Raw genomic sequence first — 16,465 nt, 5'->3', positions numbered from 1 at the left:
TTNCGGGAGCGGATGACGATTTTNATCAAATCATTGATTTAAAAAGATTTTTCTGTAAAAAATCACGAAAATTCCGTCTTTTTCCGCCTCTTCATGGTTATCGAAGTGTCAAAAAACACGTGAACGCCTTAACGTTTTAACGGCGTGGTAACACTAACGCGCTTTAATCATCTCCATCAACGCATGGTTTNCCCGTCAAGGGAGAGGGGCCTTGCAGAGTGTAGTTTCAGCCGGATCGATCCCGATGCGGTGGTTGGCGTCAGTGTAGATCGAGTCATGCGTATGAGTAATTCGCCTAAANTCGGAAANTCAATCGCAAAGATGTTCGCAGCGGCATTGCTGGCAAGCGTCGCAACGGGGTGCAGCTCCGATGCAACGCGATTTGGCGGGCTCTTTNCCAGTGGGCCTGACCAAATGACAACGGCATCCATTCCAGCCCGCAATGCTGGAGGCGCTTACGGGCAGTCTCCGGTCCCGCAAGGTGATGTGAGCAGCGGTGGTTACGGCAACGCAGCGCCGCAGGGCGGCTATGCAAACCGGAACACCGCGATGAACCAGCCTTACCCGCAAAACAACGGCGGTGGTTACGGTTCGGTACAGCCTTCTTCGGCCCGTGCAGCATCGTCTTCTTCGCCAGTCCAGCGCTCCGAGCTTGCCGCTCCGTCGCCTTCGTCCAGCCGCGAGCCAGCCACGCGCCGCGAGGCGATGCAGCAGCCATTCCCGTCGGCTACAGGCAATTCTGCGCCATCCATGGCTGCTGCTCGTCCGGCTAACTCGGACCGCGCAGACACGCTTTCGACTGGCTCCATCAAACAGCAGGCCGGCTGGCACACGNATGGTGCGTCGTCCGTAACGCTGAAGTCCGGCGAAACGATTGCAACGCTGTCCAAGCGTTACGGCGTCCCTGAAAAGGCACTGCTTGAGGCAAATGGTCTCTCCAGCGCTTCAGCTGCTGCGCCCGGCCGCTCGATCATCATTCCGAAGTTCGGTCAGTCCCGCAACGCTGCCCGTGCTGCATCTGACAATATCGACCTGAGCAAGAACAACAACGGCCCGGCACCAACACGCGGTCACGAGCAGAACGTTGCCGTTCTCCCATCTCAGAGCGCGGCTCGTGACAAGGCTTCGGCAGAAACCGGAAAGTTGACACCTCCAGGCGGCAAGCCGCTTCCGCCAACAGGTGGCTACAAGGTTCAGTCAGGCGACAGCCTTGCAAAGATCGCCCGTGCAAACGGCGTTTCTGTTGCTGACCTGAAGGCTGCTAACGGCATCACCGACGGAAGCGTACGCATCGGCCAGACATTGAAAATTCCCGGCGCTGGCACTGACGGTATCAAAACGGCGTCTGTTCAGCATCAGGCACCGGCCGCATCCAAGCCTGTTGAGACGCCAGTCGTTGCCAAGGCTGAAGTGCCAAAGGCACCAACTGCCGAAGCAAGCGTCAGCGACGTCGAGAAGAAGTCTGATATGGCTTCCATCGCGCCGGAATCCACCGGTATCGGCAAATACCGCTGGCCTGTTCGTGGTGCTGTGATCTCCGGTTTNGGTGAAAATGTCGATGGTAGCCGCAATGATGGCATCAACATCTCCGTGCCAGAGGGTACACCGATCAAGGCCGCTGAAAACGGCGTCGTCATCTATTCCGGTAACGGTCTGAAGCAGCTCGGCAACACCGTTCTCATCCGCCACGATGACGGTCGGGTCACGGTCTACGGCAACGCCGCAAATCTCGAGGTTCAGCGTGGACAGAAGGTTCAACGCGGCCAGACCGTTGCGACATCCGGCATGACGGGCAGCGCCAAGCGTCCACAGGTTCACTTTGAAGTCCGCAAGGATGCGACACCGGTGAACCCATCCTCTTTCCTTGAATAGGTATTGCGTTTCAAGGGGTAAGAAAAAGCCGGGTTAACGCCCGGCTTTTTTATGTTTCAGGCCTGCTCAAGCCCACGGTATTTTCGATGAAGTCTGCGATGCTGGTCGTGTCATCCAGATCGAATACCGGAAGCGTGGTGCCGGGAACGGCATGATCGGCGGCAATCGCTATGATATGCGGATCGCTGGGTGCAAGCGGTTCGGTCTTCGCTGCATCCCGCCTGCGCGCTTCAATTTTTGGAACTGGTTCGTATTTGTACCCTTCGATCAACACCAGATCACACGGCGCGATGCGTGCGAGAATGTCTTCGAATGAAGGCTCAGACGCGCCACGAAGTTCGTGCATGATGGCAAAGCGCGTACCCGATACGATGGTGACTTCATGAGCGCCCGCATTGCGGTGGCGCCAGCTATCCGCTCCGACCTTGTCGATATCGAAGTCGTGGTGCGCGTGTTTGATGGTAGAGACGCGGTAGCCGCGCGCCGTCAGCTCTGTGACGATGCGAACGGCAAGCCCTGTCTTGCCGGAGTTTTNCCAGCCGGAAATACCGAATACTTTCTGGGTCATGCACTCATGCTCTTGAAGAAGGTTTCCGCGGTCACAAGCTCGTCGGGCGTATTGATGTTGAAAAANGGATCGATGGAGGTCGTCAGGCTTTCGATGGGCGGAAACGAAACGCCGATCGTCGGGTGACGCGCCAGAAAACTGCGGATACGGCGGTTTCGGTCATCCCCAAGCCAGGCCTCCAGGTCATCTGCAATTGCAATCGGCCACAGCCCGAATACTGGATGCACCTGCCCAGTCGATGCGGCGATGACGATGGCGTTTTCGCCGGTGATATGGTCGATAAGGCGCGCTGCCAGATCCGCCGGAAAAAANGGGCTGTCTGCCGGGACTGTCAAAAAATGTGTCGCTTGCGGCGCATGGCGTTCGAAATGGCGCATACCGGCGAGAATGCCCGCAAGGGGACCGGCATGACCCGCCTTTGTGTCAGGCACGAGTGGCAGCCCAAAGGTGTCCGCCCAGCTCTCGGAGGCGTTCAAGGCCAGCGTCGTTACCTGCGGCGTAACACGGTCTATGACGTGAGACATCAGAGGTTTGCCTCCGAGTGGGCTCAGCACCTTGTTCGTTCCCATACGTCGGGAAAGGCCACCGGCCAGGATAAGGCCGGGAATGTCAGACACGATCATCACGTCCCGCTTTGCTGTTGGTTATGGCGACGTTCCTGCCCGCCGGTATAAATGCTTGCAGCAAGGGCGAGGATTGCGTTCAGCAACATGACCAGCAGCAGTGGCGTTGTACCCGCTTCCTTCGACAAGAGCGAGGAGGCAAGCACCGCCAGACCGGCCCCGCCGCCAATCGTCAGCGCACCGCCGAGGCCAGAGGCCGAACCGGCCAGATGAGGCTGGACGTTGACCATACCCGCATTGGCGCTGGGCAATGTCACGCCGTTTCCGATGCCGATGAGCGCCAGTGGGAGAAAGAATTCGTAATGGCTGCTCAGTCCGAGATAGGGCAGGGCGATGGCACCGATGATGCCCATCGCCGCAATGCCGTTACCGGCCAGCATCATTCTGGAAATGCCAACGTGCTGCGCGTAACGACCCGAAAGGAAGTTGCCGAACATATAGCCGCTGGCCATGAAGAAAAATTGCATGCCGAGCGTCGCCGGTGTCAAGCCATAGAGCACGCTTCCCACAAAAGGAGCGCCGCCCAGAAAGGAGAAGAACAGACCGGATGAGAATGTGGAGGTCAGCGCGTATCCCCAGAAGCGTGTCGATCGCAGCAATTGCGGCCATGCTTGGAACTGGGCCGAAAAACTTGCGGATTTTTGGCGGTTGGTTTCCCCTAGATCGAAGAAAATGAGAATCAGCATGGCAGCGCCGCAAAAGGCGACGAGCACAAAGCTGGCCTGCCAGCCAGCGAAATCGTTGAGAAAGCCACCGATCGTCGGGCCGACCATGGGAACCACGGACATGCCNATGGTGACGTAACCGATCATCGATGCGGCCTGGTTTGCAGGAACCATATCTCTGACGATGGCGCGTGCCAGCACGAAACCGGATGCAACGACCGCCTGCAACATCCGCCCTAACATGAAGACGGTTATGTTGGGCGCCAATGCACAGATGAGGGTGGCGACGACCATCAAGGCAAAGCCTGCCAGCAACACGGGCCGACGACCGAAAAGATCGGACAGCGGGCCGATGATGAGCTGCAACAGCGCCGTCGTTGCCAGATAGCCGGATACCGCAAACTGCATGACCGCGTAATCTGTCTCGAAATACACCGCCATGGCGGCAAGCGATGGCAGAAAAATGTTCATACACAGCGCTGCAACGCCCGCGATAAGAACGAGGGTGACGACATGCGGCGGCGTCGATCTGTTCAGGATGAGGGCAGCGCTCATTGTATTCTCGTGGACGTTTTGGCAATCGGCGGCTGGCGTCGTCTGCTCTCGCGATAGAATGTATAAAGACCCGAGGCGACGATAATGGCCGTGCCGAGTAAAATCCAGGAATTCAGGCTCTCGCCGAACACGAAATAGCCGATCGAAAAGGCCCAGATCATGCTGGTGTAGCGAAACGGTGCGACAAACGCGATGTCTCCGTTGCGCATGGAAAGAATGACGGCCTGATACCCGATCACGACCAGCACGGCCGAAGCAAATAGGTGTGACCAGACGTATCCGTCCATCGGTTGCCAGCCGCCGAAGGGTGCGATGAGCGCAGCGCCGAACATGGTGTTGACGAAGGACGTCGTCATCGTCACAGTCAAGGACGGTATATCCGTATACATGCGACGCGTGAGGAGGTCGCGTCCAGCTGTCACGAAGACAGCGCCGACCACCAGCAATGCACCGAAGGTAAANCCATCCGGGCCGGGTCTGAGAATAATCAAAACCCCAATAAAGCCGACCAAAATGGCCGTCCACCGACGCCAGCCGACTTTCTCGTTCAGGAATAGAGCTGCACCCAATGTCACCGCCAGCGGTAGCGATTGCATGATGGCGGAAACGTTGGCAAAGCCCATCATTGCCAGCGTTTTGAGATAAAGAATGGAGGCCGAGACTTCGCACAGGCACCGCAACACGATGATGGGCCGTAGCAATGTCTTGATAGGACGCAATGCTCCCATGTGGCGGGCGATAAAATACACCAGAACACAGGTAATGATGCCGCGAACGAAGAGGATCTGGCCGGTGTTGATATAAGGTGTGACGGATTTGGTGAATGCGTCGTTGATCGTGAACGATGCCATCGCGAGCGCCATGAGCAACGCGCCGCGAGTATTGTCCGTCAATGCCATCATTCCAATCCCAGATACAAANCAAAGACGCCATCATGCGGTGCACATATGACGACTCCGCCCACTCCTCTAATATGAGGTGGTGACATGGTGGGGATTTGAATTCAATCGAATTATTATAGAAGACAGAATGGAAAAGCGTCAGCCGCCAGTAACGCTCATGTGGCGGGCGACGGCGGGGCGTTTGTGGGTGCGGTCAATGATGAAATCATGGCCCTTGGGCTTGCGAAGAATGGCGTCATCGATGGCTTGGGAGAGCAGTGCATTGTCGTCGGATGCGCGAAGCGCAGTGCGCAGATCGGCGGCATCGTCCTGGCCGAGGCACATGTACAGCGTGCCGGTGCATGTCAGGCGAACACGGTTGCAGCTTTCGCAAAAATTATGTGTCATCGGCGTGATGAACCCGAGCCGTCCCGAGGTCTCTTTGACCTCGACATAGCGCGCCGGGCCGCCCGTCTGATAGGCGATATCGCTGAGGGTGAACTGCTCCTCAAGCGACGCGCGAACCTGCGACAGCGGCAAGTAGCGATCTGTCCGATCTTCTTCGATCTCACCCATCGGCATGGTTTCGATGACAGTCAGGTCCATGCCTCGAGCATGGGCGAAACGCATTAGGTTCGGGATTTCGTGTTCATTGAAATCCTTAAGTGCCACGGCATTGAGCTTGATCTTGATGCCAGCGGCAAGAGCCGCATCGATCCCGTTCATAACCTTGGAGAAATCCCCCCATCGGGTGATTTGGCGGAATTTATCAGGGTCCAACGTGTCCAGGGACACATTGATACGACGCACGCCGCAATCGTAGAGTTCGGCTGCGTGGGTCGCGAGTTGCGAACCATTGGTGGTCAGCGTCAACTCGTCCAGCATCCCGGCATCGATCTGGCGACCGAGGTCTCGCACCAGATGCATGATGTTCTTGCGCACCAGCGGCTCGCCGCCAGTCAATCTGATACGGCGAACGCCTTTGGCGATGAAGGCGGAACACAGTCGGTTAAGCTCTTCGAGCGTCAGAAGGTCTTTCTTCGGCAGGAAGGTCATGTGCTCTGACATGCAATAGGTGCAGCGGAAGTCGCAGCGGTCAGTGACGGAAACGCGCAGGTAGGTAACAGCGCGTCCGAAGGGGTCAACCATCGGGCTCGTGCGTTCGTTCAAGGATGTCGCTGGCTGGAGCGCCCCGAGAAAGCTGTTCAACCTGAAATCTCCGTCACACTCGACGCTGTGTCTGCTGTCCGTGTTTACCATGTAATGCCTTGCCGCAGTGCAGACAAGGTCGTAAGTGTGCGGGATATATCACGGTTTGGAAATGAAGAGATGAATGAACCCTGGCCAACCGAATTGTGGGTCTCCAAAGATCGCCAGCATCTTGTCGTAGAATTCGACAACGGGCAGTCGTTCGATCTGCCGGCTGAGATGCTGCGTGTCTTGTCTCCCTCGGCAGAGGTGCAGGGGCACGGGCCTGGCCAGAAGATAACTGTTCCTGGCAAACGGGACGTAACGATCCGCTCCGTTGTCGCGACAGGAAATTACGCTGTGCGCATCGCCTTCGATGATGGTCACGACAGTGGAATTTTCACATGGCGATATCTGTTCGAGCTGGGGCAGAAGGGTGACACTCTGTTCAGTGCCTATGAGCAGGAACTGGCCGAAAAAGGCTTGAGCCGGGACCGTAAAATCCGGTAGCAGAAGACAATATTTCATGACGTTACGGGGGTGACACTTGGCGGTCGAGGGAAATGCAANTGATCTGGCGCAAGTTGTCGTCCTGTTGGCGGCAGGCGTCATCGCGGCCCCGATCTTCAAACGTATAGGGCTGGGCTCGGTGCTGGGATATCTCGCCGCCGGTCTGGTCATCGGCCCCTTCGGTTTTGGTGCATTCTCCGATCCGCAAGCCATCATTCACATTGCCGAACTTGGCGTGGTGATGTTCCTCTTTATCATCGGCCTCGAAATGCAGCCTTCGCGCCTGTGGTCCATGCGTAAGGATATTTTCGGGCTTGGCGCCTTGCAGGTTTTGACCTGCATGGTGGGTTTAACGCTGATTGGCNTCGCGCTCGGTTTCCCGCTCATCCCGTCTTTTGTAGCGGGCACGGGTTTCGTGCTGACATCCACCGCCATCGTGATGCAGATGTTGCAGGAGCGGAACAGCATGTCGACGCTCAAAGGTCAGCGGATTGTCGCCATTCTTCTATTTGAAGATCTGGCCATCGTGCCTCTGCTGGTGCTGGTTGCGTTTTTAGGTGCGGGCGGAGAGGCGGTAACGCTGAACGAACGGCTGATCTCCATCGGTATCGCGCTTGCCGCCATCGTCGCGTTGATTGTTGCGGGCCGGTATCTGCTCAATCCCTTCTTCCGCTTGCTGGCCGCCTCTGGTGCGCGGGAGGTCATGACGGCGGCGGCCTTGCTAGTGGTTCTCGGATCGGCGCTGCTCATGCAGGTCAGCGGACTCTCGATGGCCATGGGCGCGTTTCTGGCAGGTGTTCTGTTGTCAGAATCCTCCTTCCGTCATCAACTGGAAGCCGACATCGAACCTTTTCGTGGAATTCTGCTTGGTCTTTTCTTCCTTGGCGTCGGCATGGCCATCGATCTTACGGTGATTGCTGCGAACTGGCAGTTGGTGTTGATGAGCGTAGTCGCTTACATGCTCATCAAGGCGTTGCTGATTTACGGCGTGGCGCGTGTGCTGGGGACGTGCCAGCGCGAAAGCATCGAGCGTGCGGTTCTGATGGCGCAGGGCGGCGAATTTGCTTTCGTGCTCTATTCCGCAGCTGTCGCTGCGGGCATTCTCGATGCTGAAGCCAATGCCGTGTTGACTGCGACGATTATTATTTCAATGATCCTCACGCCGTTGATGGTGATCGCTCACGATCGCATCGTGCCGAAGAAAGCTCCCAACACCGACGATCTGGATTTGCCGGAAAATGTCGATGGCAGCATCTTGATGATTGGTTTTGGTCGTTTCGGCCAGATCGTCAGCCAGCCGCTTCTGGCACGGGGTTACACCTTGTCCCTGGTTGATAAGGATGCGGATTTCGTGCGCGACGCCGCTGGCTTCGGCTTCAAGGTCTACTACGGTGATGGGTCTCGCTCCGAGATATTGCATGCCGCCGGCGCAGGCTCTGCCCGCGCGGTGTTGATTTGCGTCGATGACAAGGAAGCGGCGGTTCGCATTGCTGAAATCGTCAAGCATGAATTCCCGCTGGTGCCGGTGCTGGCACGTGCCTTTGACCGAGGTCATGCACTTGATCTGCTGAAAGCCGGTGTTGATTACCAGATCCGCGAAACATACGAATCCGCCTTGAACTTCAGCGAAAAAGTGCTGACCGAAATCGGTGAGGAGACGGATATCGCTGAACGGCTCGTCGAAGAATTCCGTGATGTCGACAAGGAGCGTTTCGCGCTTGAGGTCGTGGGCGGTGTTTATGCCGGACGTTCTCTCATTCGCGGCAATGCTCAGCCTGCCGACATCGTCGCTGCACGCACGGCCCGTGAGCGTGCTGAACGCGAAGCAAGGCAGGAGGCGGAACAGCAAAACTAGTGCCGTCGTCACATCGTTGTTGCATGAATGCTTTTCAAGCTAGCCGATAGAGAAAGGGAAGCATAATGACCATCATTCACTCTGTGGAAGATTTGAAGGCGATTTACGGCATCGTCGCCGAACCTTCTTTCGTTAAGGTCACGCCAGCACTGACCGCCGAGTACAGGCTAATGATCGAAGCATCGCCATTCATGGCTCTGGCAACGGTCGGCCCTGAAGGTATGGATTGCTCACCGCGTGGTGACAAGGGTGGGGTCGTCAGGGTTCAGGATGACAAANCGGTGCTGCTGCCTGACTGGCGTGGCAATAATCGGATCGATTCGCTGTTGAACATCGTCCGTGATCCGCGCGTCGCGCTAATGTTCCTCGTTCCCGGCTCCAACACGACGATGCGCGTCAATGGCACAGCGGTTGTTTCGATAGATCCAGCACTGCTCGACAGTTTCGAGATGGATGGAAAACATCCGCGCACGGTCACGGTCGTGACGATCGATGAAGTCTATTTCCAGTGCGCCCGCGCGCTTATTCGCTCCGAACTCTGGAATGCGGAAAACTTTGTCGATCCAGCATCTCTGCCGACGCCGGGTACGCTGATGAAAGCTGCCAAAGCGGATTTCGACAAGGATACCTATGATCGGGAATGGCCGGAAAAAGCAGCCAAGACCATGTGGTAAGTAGTAAGTGACGTTGGCTCACTGCTTGTAGATAAGCCAGCTCTTGCCACTATAGTTTTTCTGCATTCCTTCTTCGAAGAACACAGTGCGATTGCGGCCGGTTTCCTTGGCATAATAGAGAGCAGTGTCGGCACGAGCATAAAGCTCGCCAGGGTTTTGAGCTTGCGAAGCCATTGAGCAACCAATGGATATGGTCACCTGGCCGTAGTCGATGCCGGACTTGGAGTTTCGGAACGGCGTTTTTNCCAGAGCGGTTCGAATACGCTCGCAGACGGCCTGAACTTCCTCCTGGCTGTTACCTTCCAGAATAACGGCAAACTCTTCGCCGCCACTGCGTGCAACGAAACCATCATTTCGGATATTGCCCCTTATAACGGAGGCGACGCTTGCCAGAATTTTATCTCCTACGGGATGTCCAAACGTGTCGTTTATCCGCTTGAAATTGTCGACATCCAGCAGCACGAGCGCGGAAAATTGAAGGCCCATCGTTGTGTCGTACATAGACGCCAGCTTGTCATCAAAGGCTCGACGATTGGCGAGACGTGTCAATGAATCGGTGTTGGCGATACGCTTGTATTCATCGAGCTCGAGACGAACCTGCTGCATTTCTTCCGCGTGACGATCTACGCTTTTGAAGGTCGTCTCATTTNCCGTCATCTTGTCACCGGTGGCTTCCACCAGCATAGATATGGCTGTCCGCAGCAAATGCGCACTGGACTGATTTTTGTCTGCGATCCCTGCGCGGGTTTCATCCAGAATGCGATTGTAATTTNCAAGGCACGTCTGTTCGTGCTGCAAGACGACCAGAAGTGCACTCAACTCGGAATTTAGCTTGTCTCTGGCGGCCTCGATGAGTTGGCCATGCGTGTGGTCGAAATAGCGTGAGCCGAGATCGTCCAACTCCTCCTGTGTCGCCCGGGTGCCCAGCGCCGCCAGTTCCCGCGTCAATGCAGGATTGGAACCGATATACGCTTCATAGAAAAGGTTGTAGTTTCGCGGAATGGGAACAACACCCATATTGCGCATGGCAAATAGAATTTGCGCGGCAACATCAGGTGCCTTCGGCGTTGATGCTTTGCTCATCAAGTCACTCCCGGAAATACGTTCAGTATCTTATCGTGCGTTTAGCTAAATTTCTTTTAGAAATCTTAGTTTACGAAAGTCAGTATTACTCACGAGGTCAGATACACCAATAATCACCCCAATCCGTTCTCGGACACTTATTTTTATAATTAGAATCGCCTAAAAAAANGGGGTAAATTCCCATATCATTTNAAAGGTGAGTTTATAGAGGTAATTTCTTATAGCGATGTAAANTTCCTGAATGTTTTGAAATGTGTCCGGCATCTTATGGGGAGTCAGAAACGGCTTGAATGGCCGTTTCTGACTTTNCGCTTTTATTTAGGCCCGATCATATTTTCCGGACGGACATATTGGTCGAACTCCTCGTTCGAAAGATATCCGCCGCCGACTGCTTCTTCGCGAAGTGTCGTACCGTTCTTGTGGGCGGTCTTGGCGATCTTCGCGCAGGCGTCGTAGCCCAGTTTGCCGTTGAGAGCCGTAACCAGCATCAACGAGTTTTCGACACCCTTCTTGATGTTGTCTTCGCGGGCTTCGATGCCGACCACGCAATTATCGGTGAAGGACACCGCAGCGTCGCCGAGAAGCTGAACCGACTGAAGGAAGTTGTAGGCCATCATCGGATTGTAGACATTGAGTTCAAAGTGACCCTGCGAACCTGCAAAGGTGATCGCTGCCTGATTTCCAAAAATATGCGCGCAGACCTGCGTCAAGGCTTCAGACTGCGTGGGGTTGACCTTGCCCGGCATAATGGACGAGCCAGGTTCATTTTCAGGAAGTGCCAGTTCACCCAGGCCAGCGCGTGGGCCGGAGCCGAGGAAACGAATGTCATTTCCGATTTTGAAAAGTGCTGCGGCTGCCGCGTTGATCGCGCCATGCGAAAACACCATTGCGTCGTGAGCTGCCAACGCTTCGAATTTGTTTGGCGCGGTAACGAAGGAAAGGCCGGTGATCTTGGCTATTTCCTCGGCCACCTGTTCGGCAAAGCCAACCGGTGCGTTAAGGCCGGTGCCAACTGCAGTGCCGCCCTGTGCCAATTCATAAAGGCCTGGCAATGTGAGTTCGATGCGCCTGATCGCAGATGCAACCTGAGCTGCATAGCCGGAAAACTCCTGGCCGAGCGTCAGGGGTGTCGCATCCTGGGTATGGGTGCGGCCGATCTTGATGATATGGGCGAAGCTCTTGGCCTTGGCGTCCAGCGCCGCATGCAGGTGTTTGAGGCTCGGCAGCAGGTGGTGAACGATCTGCTCCGCACACGCAATGTGCATGGCGGTCGGGTAGGTGTCGTTGGACGACTGGCTCATATTGACGTGGTCGTTCGGGTGAACCGGCTTCTTGGAACCCATCTCGCCGCCGAGCATCTCAATGGCCCGGTTGGAGATGACTTCGTTTGCGTTCATGTTTGACTGGGTGCCAGAGCCGGTCTGCCAGACAACGAGCGGGAAGTGATCGTCCAACTTGCCGTCGATAACCTCCTGCGCGGCCTTGATGATGGTCTCGCCGAGTTGTGGATCCAGCCCGCCCAGCGCCATATTGGTGCGAGCAGCGGCCTGCTTTACGATGCCGAGTGCACGAACGACAGAGGCAGGCTGCTTTTCCCAGCCAATCTTGAAGTTGCCAAGTGAGCGCTGTGCCTGTGCGCCCCAGTAGCGATCGCTTGCAACGTCGATTGGGCCAAATGTGTCGGTTTCGGTGCGTGTCGCTGTCATCAGTCCTGCCTCTCCTGTGCGGTCCAGCGCCAAGACCGCTTATCCGCCAGTCTTGCGCGCGCAGACATATAAAGCGATAGCGCAATCATGGAAAGCCTGTCGTATGGCGGACCTCAACATTTACCGCCAGTTTCAAAGCTTTGTCGGTATCGCTCGAAAGTCGGAACGCGTGGCTTTTGGGTAACGTGGCTGGAAAGCCTGGATCTGTTGTGTTTTGCTATCATCGTGACGAAAACTTGTTTGCGCAATGTTAGGAAATTAAAGAGAAATTTAACTATTCTCGCCAAACGTGGAGGGCATGCCGAAGCGATTTTTNCGCGACGGAAACTCATCTCTGGCACTTGATCGGACTTCGTGCGTTTTCTTTCCAAAAGCAGGCCAATCAGCTAGACAGACACATACTCATTATATGCGCCTCGATGAATGATGGCGCGGGATGCGGCGAGGAATAAATTGCAAATCACATCAGGAAANTCATCGGCTGCATTGATACTGGCTCTCGGTCTGTCCGTTTCGGCGGCGATGCCGGGCACAGCCGGCGCGGTGACCCTCATGGACCTTCTTCGTGGTGGGCCGGGGAAAGTGGAGCGTGAGCGCCAGGATCGGGGACTTCCAGGTGTTACGACAATGCAGGGGAACGCCGCCGCACGCGATGTCGACCCTGAGCCTTTGCCGCGTGTATCTGGTCCTCGTTATTATACCTACAAGGCAGATGGCGCGCGCACTGTCGATACATCGAAGTTCCCTGCCGGTCTGGCCGGTGTGAAGCTCTCGGCAACGCCCGAAATCGCCAAGGCGCTGGAAGCTTATTACAATGCGGGCGGACAGCCGATCTGGGTTTCGAACGGCGATCTGAACGAGCGCGCAAGCGCCGTTCTGACATTTTTCGAAACTGTTGGTGATAGTGGCCTCAACCCAGCAGACTACAGCATCTCCGCGCCATCGCAGGATGTGACTGCCAGCATTTCGGCGGAACCAGTGGCTGAGGTGCAGAACGCATCCGTAACAGAGCAGCGGGTCATTCCTCCCGCGATGATGCAGTTCGAACTGGCACTTTCTGCCAAGGTCCTGGCCTACGTGCAGGACACCACCCGTGGCCGCGTCGATCCGAACAAGCTGTCTGGATATCACGACTTCAAGCGCAAGACGGTCAATCTGACGCCTGTGCTAAAACTTGCCAGCCTGAGCCCGGATGTCGGTGCCTATCTGCGCAGCCGTGAGCCATCCAACGTCGAATATCAGGCGTTGAAGGCTGAACTCGCAAAGCTGCGCAATGAAGACAAAGACACAAGCCACAAGGTAGTCGTGCCCGCGGATCTCGTTCTCAAGCCCGGCGAAAACAATGCCGACATGGCTACCGTCGTCAAAGCTATCGAGCATCGCTCGTCGGCCAGCCTGAAGACCGGCCATGCAACGACACTGTCGGGCTACCAGCAAACGCCAGAATACACACCTGATCTGGTAGATCTGGTCAAGGCCTTCCAGAGCGAGAACGGCCTGAAGGCAGACGGCGTTATTGGCCGCGCAACCGTGCGCGCCATGACCGGCGATAGCAATGAAGCGAAAATTGCCAAGCTTGAAGTGGCGATGGAACAGATCCGCTGGTTGCCTGCCGATCTCGGCGATCGTTTTGTCTTCATCAACCAGCCTGCTTTCATGGCTTATTACCATAATGAAGGCGTCGAAGACTTCGGCATGAAGGTCGTCATCGGTTCCAAGACGAACCAGACCTACTTCTTCCAGGACGAAATCCAGACGGTCGAGTTCAACCCTTACTGGGGCGTCCCGCAATCAATCATCGTCAACGAGATGCTGCCGAAGCTGCGCCGCGACCCGTCATATCTGGATCGCCTTGGCTATGAAGTTCAGGTCAACGGTCGGTCGGTTTCATCTTCCGAGGTGAACTGGTACGGCTCCACCAATGCGGTTTCCGTTCGCCAACCACCGAGCAGCGATAACGCATTGGGCGATCTGAAAATCCTGTTCCCGAACGCGCACGCCATCTACATGCACGACACGCCTGCGAAGAGCTTCTTCAGCCGTGACATGCGTGCCCTCAGCCATGGCTGCATTCGTCTTGTCGATCCACGCCGCATGGCTGCCGCCGTGCTCGGCACGACCATGGACAATGTGAACAAGCAGATTGCCGCAGGCCAGAACCGCGCTGTTCAGGTATCGGGCAAGGTTCCTGTCTACGTGTCCTACTTCACGGCATGGCCGGACAAGGACGGCCACGTGCAGTATTTCGACGACGTTTATGACCGCGACAGCTATGTCATGAAGGCGTTCGACACGACGACGAAGGCGCGTGCGTCTTCGATCTAAGGCATATATTACAACATCAAAAGCGCCTTCACGGGCGCTTTTTCTTTATGAGGGCAGGGGCAATGCGGGACATTCAGACGGTTATCAATTCCATCACCGAAAAANTGCTGCCGCGGCTTGGTGCTGCGAAGGTAGCTGATTACATCCCCGAGCTTGCCAAGGTCGATCCAAAGCAGTTCGGCATTGCCGTAACCACCGTGGACGGTCAAACCTTTGTGGCTGGCGACGCAAAGGTGCAGTTTNCGATCCAGAGTATCTCCAAAGTTTTCATGCTGACGCTTGCGCTGGGCAAAACCGGAGAGAGCGTGTGGAAGCGGGTAGGGCGCGAACCNTCGGGTTCTGCTTTCAACTCCATCGTTCAGCTGGAGCGGGAGATGGGCATTCCACGCAATCCCTTCGTTAATGCCGGTGCCATTGTGGTTACCGATATGGTTCTGGCGGGCCACCAACCGCGTGAAGCGATTGGCGAGGTGCTGCGTTTCGTGCGCTATCTGGCCGATGACGAGACGATTTCCATCGACAACAGGGTTGCGAAATCCGAGCAGACGACGGGCTATAGAAACTTCGCACTGGCCAATTTCATGAGCAGTTTCGGCAATCTACACCATCCGGTCGATCATACGCTGGGCGTTTATTTNCACCAGTGCGCACTGTCCATGAATTGCGTGCAGCTGGCGCGGGCAGGGCTGTTTCTGGCCAATCGCGGACGCAACCCCGTGACCGGCCACTCCGTCGTTTCGGAAAAACGCGCGCGGCGCATCAATGCGCTGATGCTGACCTGCGGCCACTACGATGGCTCGGGCGATTTCGCCTATCATGTGGGTCTACCGGGCAAGAGCGGCGTGGGCGGCGGCATTCTTGTGGTGGCACCGGGCAAGGCTTCCGTCGCGGTGTGGTCGCCGGGGCTTAATGAGGTCGGCAACTCGGCGCTGGGTTCTGTCGCGCTGGAAATGTTGGCAAACGAAATGGGGTGGTCCGTATTCGGGGCTTGATCTTCAAGGCAGATGCGGGCATTCCCTGAAGCCGGAACGCTTGCGCGCGTTCAGGACCAAGCGAGATTGCCATGAACATTGCAGCAGACATCGATGACATGCCAGAAAGCGTCGAGCCTGAAGAGCTCGTTGGTGCCCATCCGCTGTTTGCCAACGCGCCACGCTCCGTGTCCTTCAACAAGCTGCGCAAGCGGCTGTTGCGCAATGTGCGCCAAGCCTTCGATGATTTCGACATGCTGAAAGGCCAAAAGCGTTGGCTTGTGGGCCTCTCAGGCGGCAAGGACAGTTACGGACTATTGGCCCTGTTGCTGGATCTGAAATGGCGTGGTCTTCTGCCGGTCGAACTGATCGCCTGTAATCTTGACCAGGGTCAGCCCAATTTCCCAAAGCATATTTTGCCGGAATACCTAACGAAAATAGGGATGCCGCACCGCATCGAATATCGCGATACTTACTCCATCGTGAAGGAAAAAGTACCGGCGGGCGGCACCTATTGCTCGCTCTGTTCGCGGCTGCGCCGAGGCAATCTCTACCGCATCGCCCGTGAAGAAGGCTGCGACGCGCTGTTGTTGGGCCACCACCGCGAAGATATTCTCGAGACCTTCTTCATGAATCTGTTCCATGGCGGGCGGCTTGCCGCCATGCCGGCAAAGCTTATGAATGACGAAGGCAACCTGATGGTGCTGCGTCCGCTGGCCTATTGCGCTGAAGAAGATATGGTGAAGTTTGCAACTGCGATGGAGTTTCCGATTATTCCTTGCGATCTGTGTGGTTCACAGGACGGGCTTCAACGCAATGCCATGAAGGACATGTTGGCCGATATCGAGCGCCGGATGCCGGGCCGCAAGGACGTGATGCTGCGCGCCATGTCTCACGTCAATCCATCACACCTGCTTGACACAAAGCTTTTTGATTTCTCAGGCCTGACTGTCACCGATCCGTCATGCTAGGAGATTAGGTCGTGGAAG

At 56.1% G+C, this 16,465-nt stretch carries 14 protein-coding genes; 7 read left to right on the top strand and 7 right to left on the bottom strand.

The features are described from left to right. Positions 1-321 precede the first annotated feature (321 nt). The gene (locus CUC55_RS16975; RefSeq protein ID WP_103088596.1) at positions 322-1,872 is read left to right on the top strand and encodes a peptidoglycan DD-metalloendopeptidase family protein; all 1,551 of its coding nucleotides are present in this window, start codon (positions 322-324) and stop codon (positions 1,870-1,872) included. 49 nt (positions 1,873-1,921) lie between these two features. Here CUC55_RS16975 and mobB read toward each other — a convergent pair whose 3' ends face one another. The 5 genes from mobB to moaA form a co-directional block, all read right to left on the bottom strand. After that, positions 1,922-2,440 (bottom strand): molybdopterin-guanine dinucleotide biosynthesis protein B, encoded by a 519-nt coding sequence (mobB, locus tag CUC55_RS16970; protein ID WP_103088595.1) that lies wholly within the window; start codon positions 2,438-2,440, stop codon positions 1,922-1,924. Beyond that, the gene (gene mobA / locus CUC55_RS16965; RefSeq protein WP_067643318.1) at positions 2,437-3,063 is read right to left on the bottom strand and encodes a molybdenum cofactor guanylyltransferase MobA; all 627 of its coding nucleotides are present in this window, start codon (positions 3,061-3,063) and stop codon (positions 2,437-2,439) included. Before mobA ends, mobB begins: the two co-directional genes overlap by 4 nt. After that, a complete protein-coding gene (locus CUC55_RS16960) occupies positions 3,063-4,283 on the bottom strand; it encodes a multidrug effflux MFS transporter (RefSeq protein ID WP_103088594.1) in 1,221 nt (406 codons plus the stop codon). The genes mobA and CUC55_RS16960 overlap by 1 nt, the downstream gene beginning before the upstream one ends. After that, complete coding sequence (locus CUC55_RS16955; protein WP_067644203.1) at positions 4,280-5,182, bottom strand: DMT family transporter; 903 nt, start codon at positions 5,180-5,182, stop codon at positions 4,280-4,282. Before CUC55_RS16955 ends, CUC55_RS16960 begins: the two co-directional genes overlap by 4 nt. A gap of 141 nt (positions 5,183-5,323) precedes the next feature. After that, complete coding sequence (gene moaA, locus CUC55_RS16950; RefSeq protein ID WP_245303785.1) at positions 5,324-6,313, bottom strand: GTP 3',8-cyclase MoaA; 990 nt, start codon at positions 6,311-6,313, stop codon at positions 5,324-5,326. A 180-nt stretch (positions 6,314-6,493) separates the two neighbouring features. Between moaA and CUC55_RS16945 the strand changes: the two genes are divergently transcribed. The 3 genes from CUC55_RS16945 to CUC55_RS16935 all read left to right on the top strand — a co-directional run bounded on the left by CUC55_RS16945 (position 6,494) and on the right by CUC55_RS16935 (position 9,391). Beyond that, on the top strand, positions 6,494-6,862 hold the full coding sequence (locus tag CUC55_RS16945; protein ID WP_067643309.1) for a gamma-butyrobetaine hydroxylase family protein: 369 nt from the start codon (positions 6,494-6,496) through the stop codon (positions 6,860-6,862). Between the two features lie 37 nt (positions 6,863-6,899). Next, the gene (locus CUC55_RS16940; protein WP_103088593.1) at positions 6,900-8,717 is read left to right on the top strand and encodes a monovalent cation:proton antiporter-2 (CPA2) family protein; all 1,818 of its coding nucleotides are present in this window, start codon (positions 6,900-6,902) and stop codon (positions 8,715-8,717) included. Between the two features lie 65 nt (positions 8,718-8,782). Continuing rightward, the gene (locus tag CUC55_RS16935; RefSeq protein ID WP_103088592.1) at positions 8,783-9,391 is read left to right on the top strand and encodes a pyridoxamine 5'-phosphate oxidase family protein; all 609 of its coding nucleotides are present in this window, start codon (positions 8,783-8,785) and stop codon (positions 9,389-9,391) included. An 18-nt stretch (positions 9,392-9,409) separates the two neighbouring features. On the opposite strand, the gene CUC55_RS16930 is transcribed toward CUC55_RS16935, so the two are convergent. Both CUC55_RS16930 and fumC read right to left on the bottom strand, forming a co-directional pair. Continuing rightward, a complete protein-coding gene (locus CUC55_RS16930; RefSeq protein WP_103088591.1) occupies positions 9,410-10,474 on the bottom strand; it encodes a GGDEF domain-containing protein in 1,065 nt (354 codons plus the stop codon). A 314-nt stretch (positions 10,475-10,788) separates the two neighbouring features. Continuing rightward, positions 10,789-12,180, bottom strand: a complete 1,392-nt coding sequence (gene fumC / locus CUC55_RS16925) for a class II fumarate hydratase (RefSeq protein ID WP_067643298.1) — start codon at positions 12,178-12,180, stop codon at positions 10,789-10,791. 426 nt (positions 12,181-12,606) lie between these two features. Here fumC and CUC55_RS16920 point away from each other — a divergent pair, with 426 nt between their 5' ends. The 3 genes from CUC55_RS16920 (at position 12,607) to ttcA (ending at position 16,447) form a co-directional block, all read left to right on the top strand. After that, positions 12,607-14,505 carry a L,D-transpeptidase family protein gene (locus CUC55_RS16920; RefSeq protein ID WP_103088590.1) on the top strand — a complete coding sequence of 633 codons (1,899 nt, stop codon included), beginning with the start codon at positions 12,607-12,609 and terminating at the stop codon, positions 14,503-14,505. A 62-nt stretch (positions 14,506-14,567) separates the two neighbouring features. Beyond that, a complete protein-coding gene (locus tag CUC55_RS16915) occupies positions 14,568-15,497 on the top strand; it encodes a glutaminase (protein ID WP_103088589.1) in 930 nt (309 codons plus the stop codon). Positions 15,498-15,568: 71 nt separating this feature from the next. Beyond that, positions 15,569-16,447, top strand: coding sequence for a tRNA 2-thiocytidine(32) synthetase TtcA (gene ttcA / locus CUC55_RS16910; RefSeq protein WP_067643292.1), 879 nt, complete (start codon positions 15,569-15,571; stop codon positions 16,445-16,447). Positions 16,448-16,465 lie beyond the last annotated feature (18 nt).

Source organism: Agrobacterium bohemicum (assembly GCF_002896715.1).
GTDB classification, from domain to species: domain Bacteria; phylum Pseudomonadota; class Alphaproteobacteria; order Rhizobiales; family Rhizobiaceae; genus Agrobacterium; species Agrobacterium bohemicum.
Note: the sequence above shows the minus strand (reverse complement) of the source record. Positions and strands in the feature narration are given on the sequence as shown.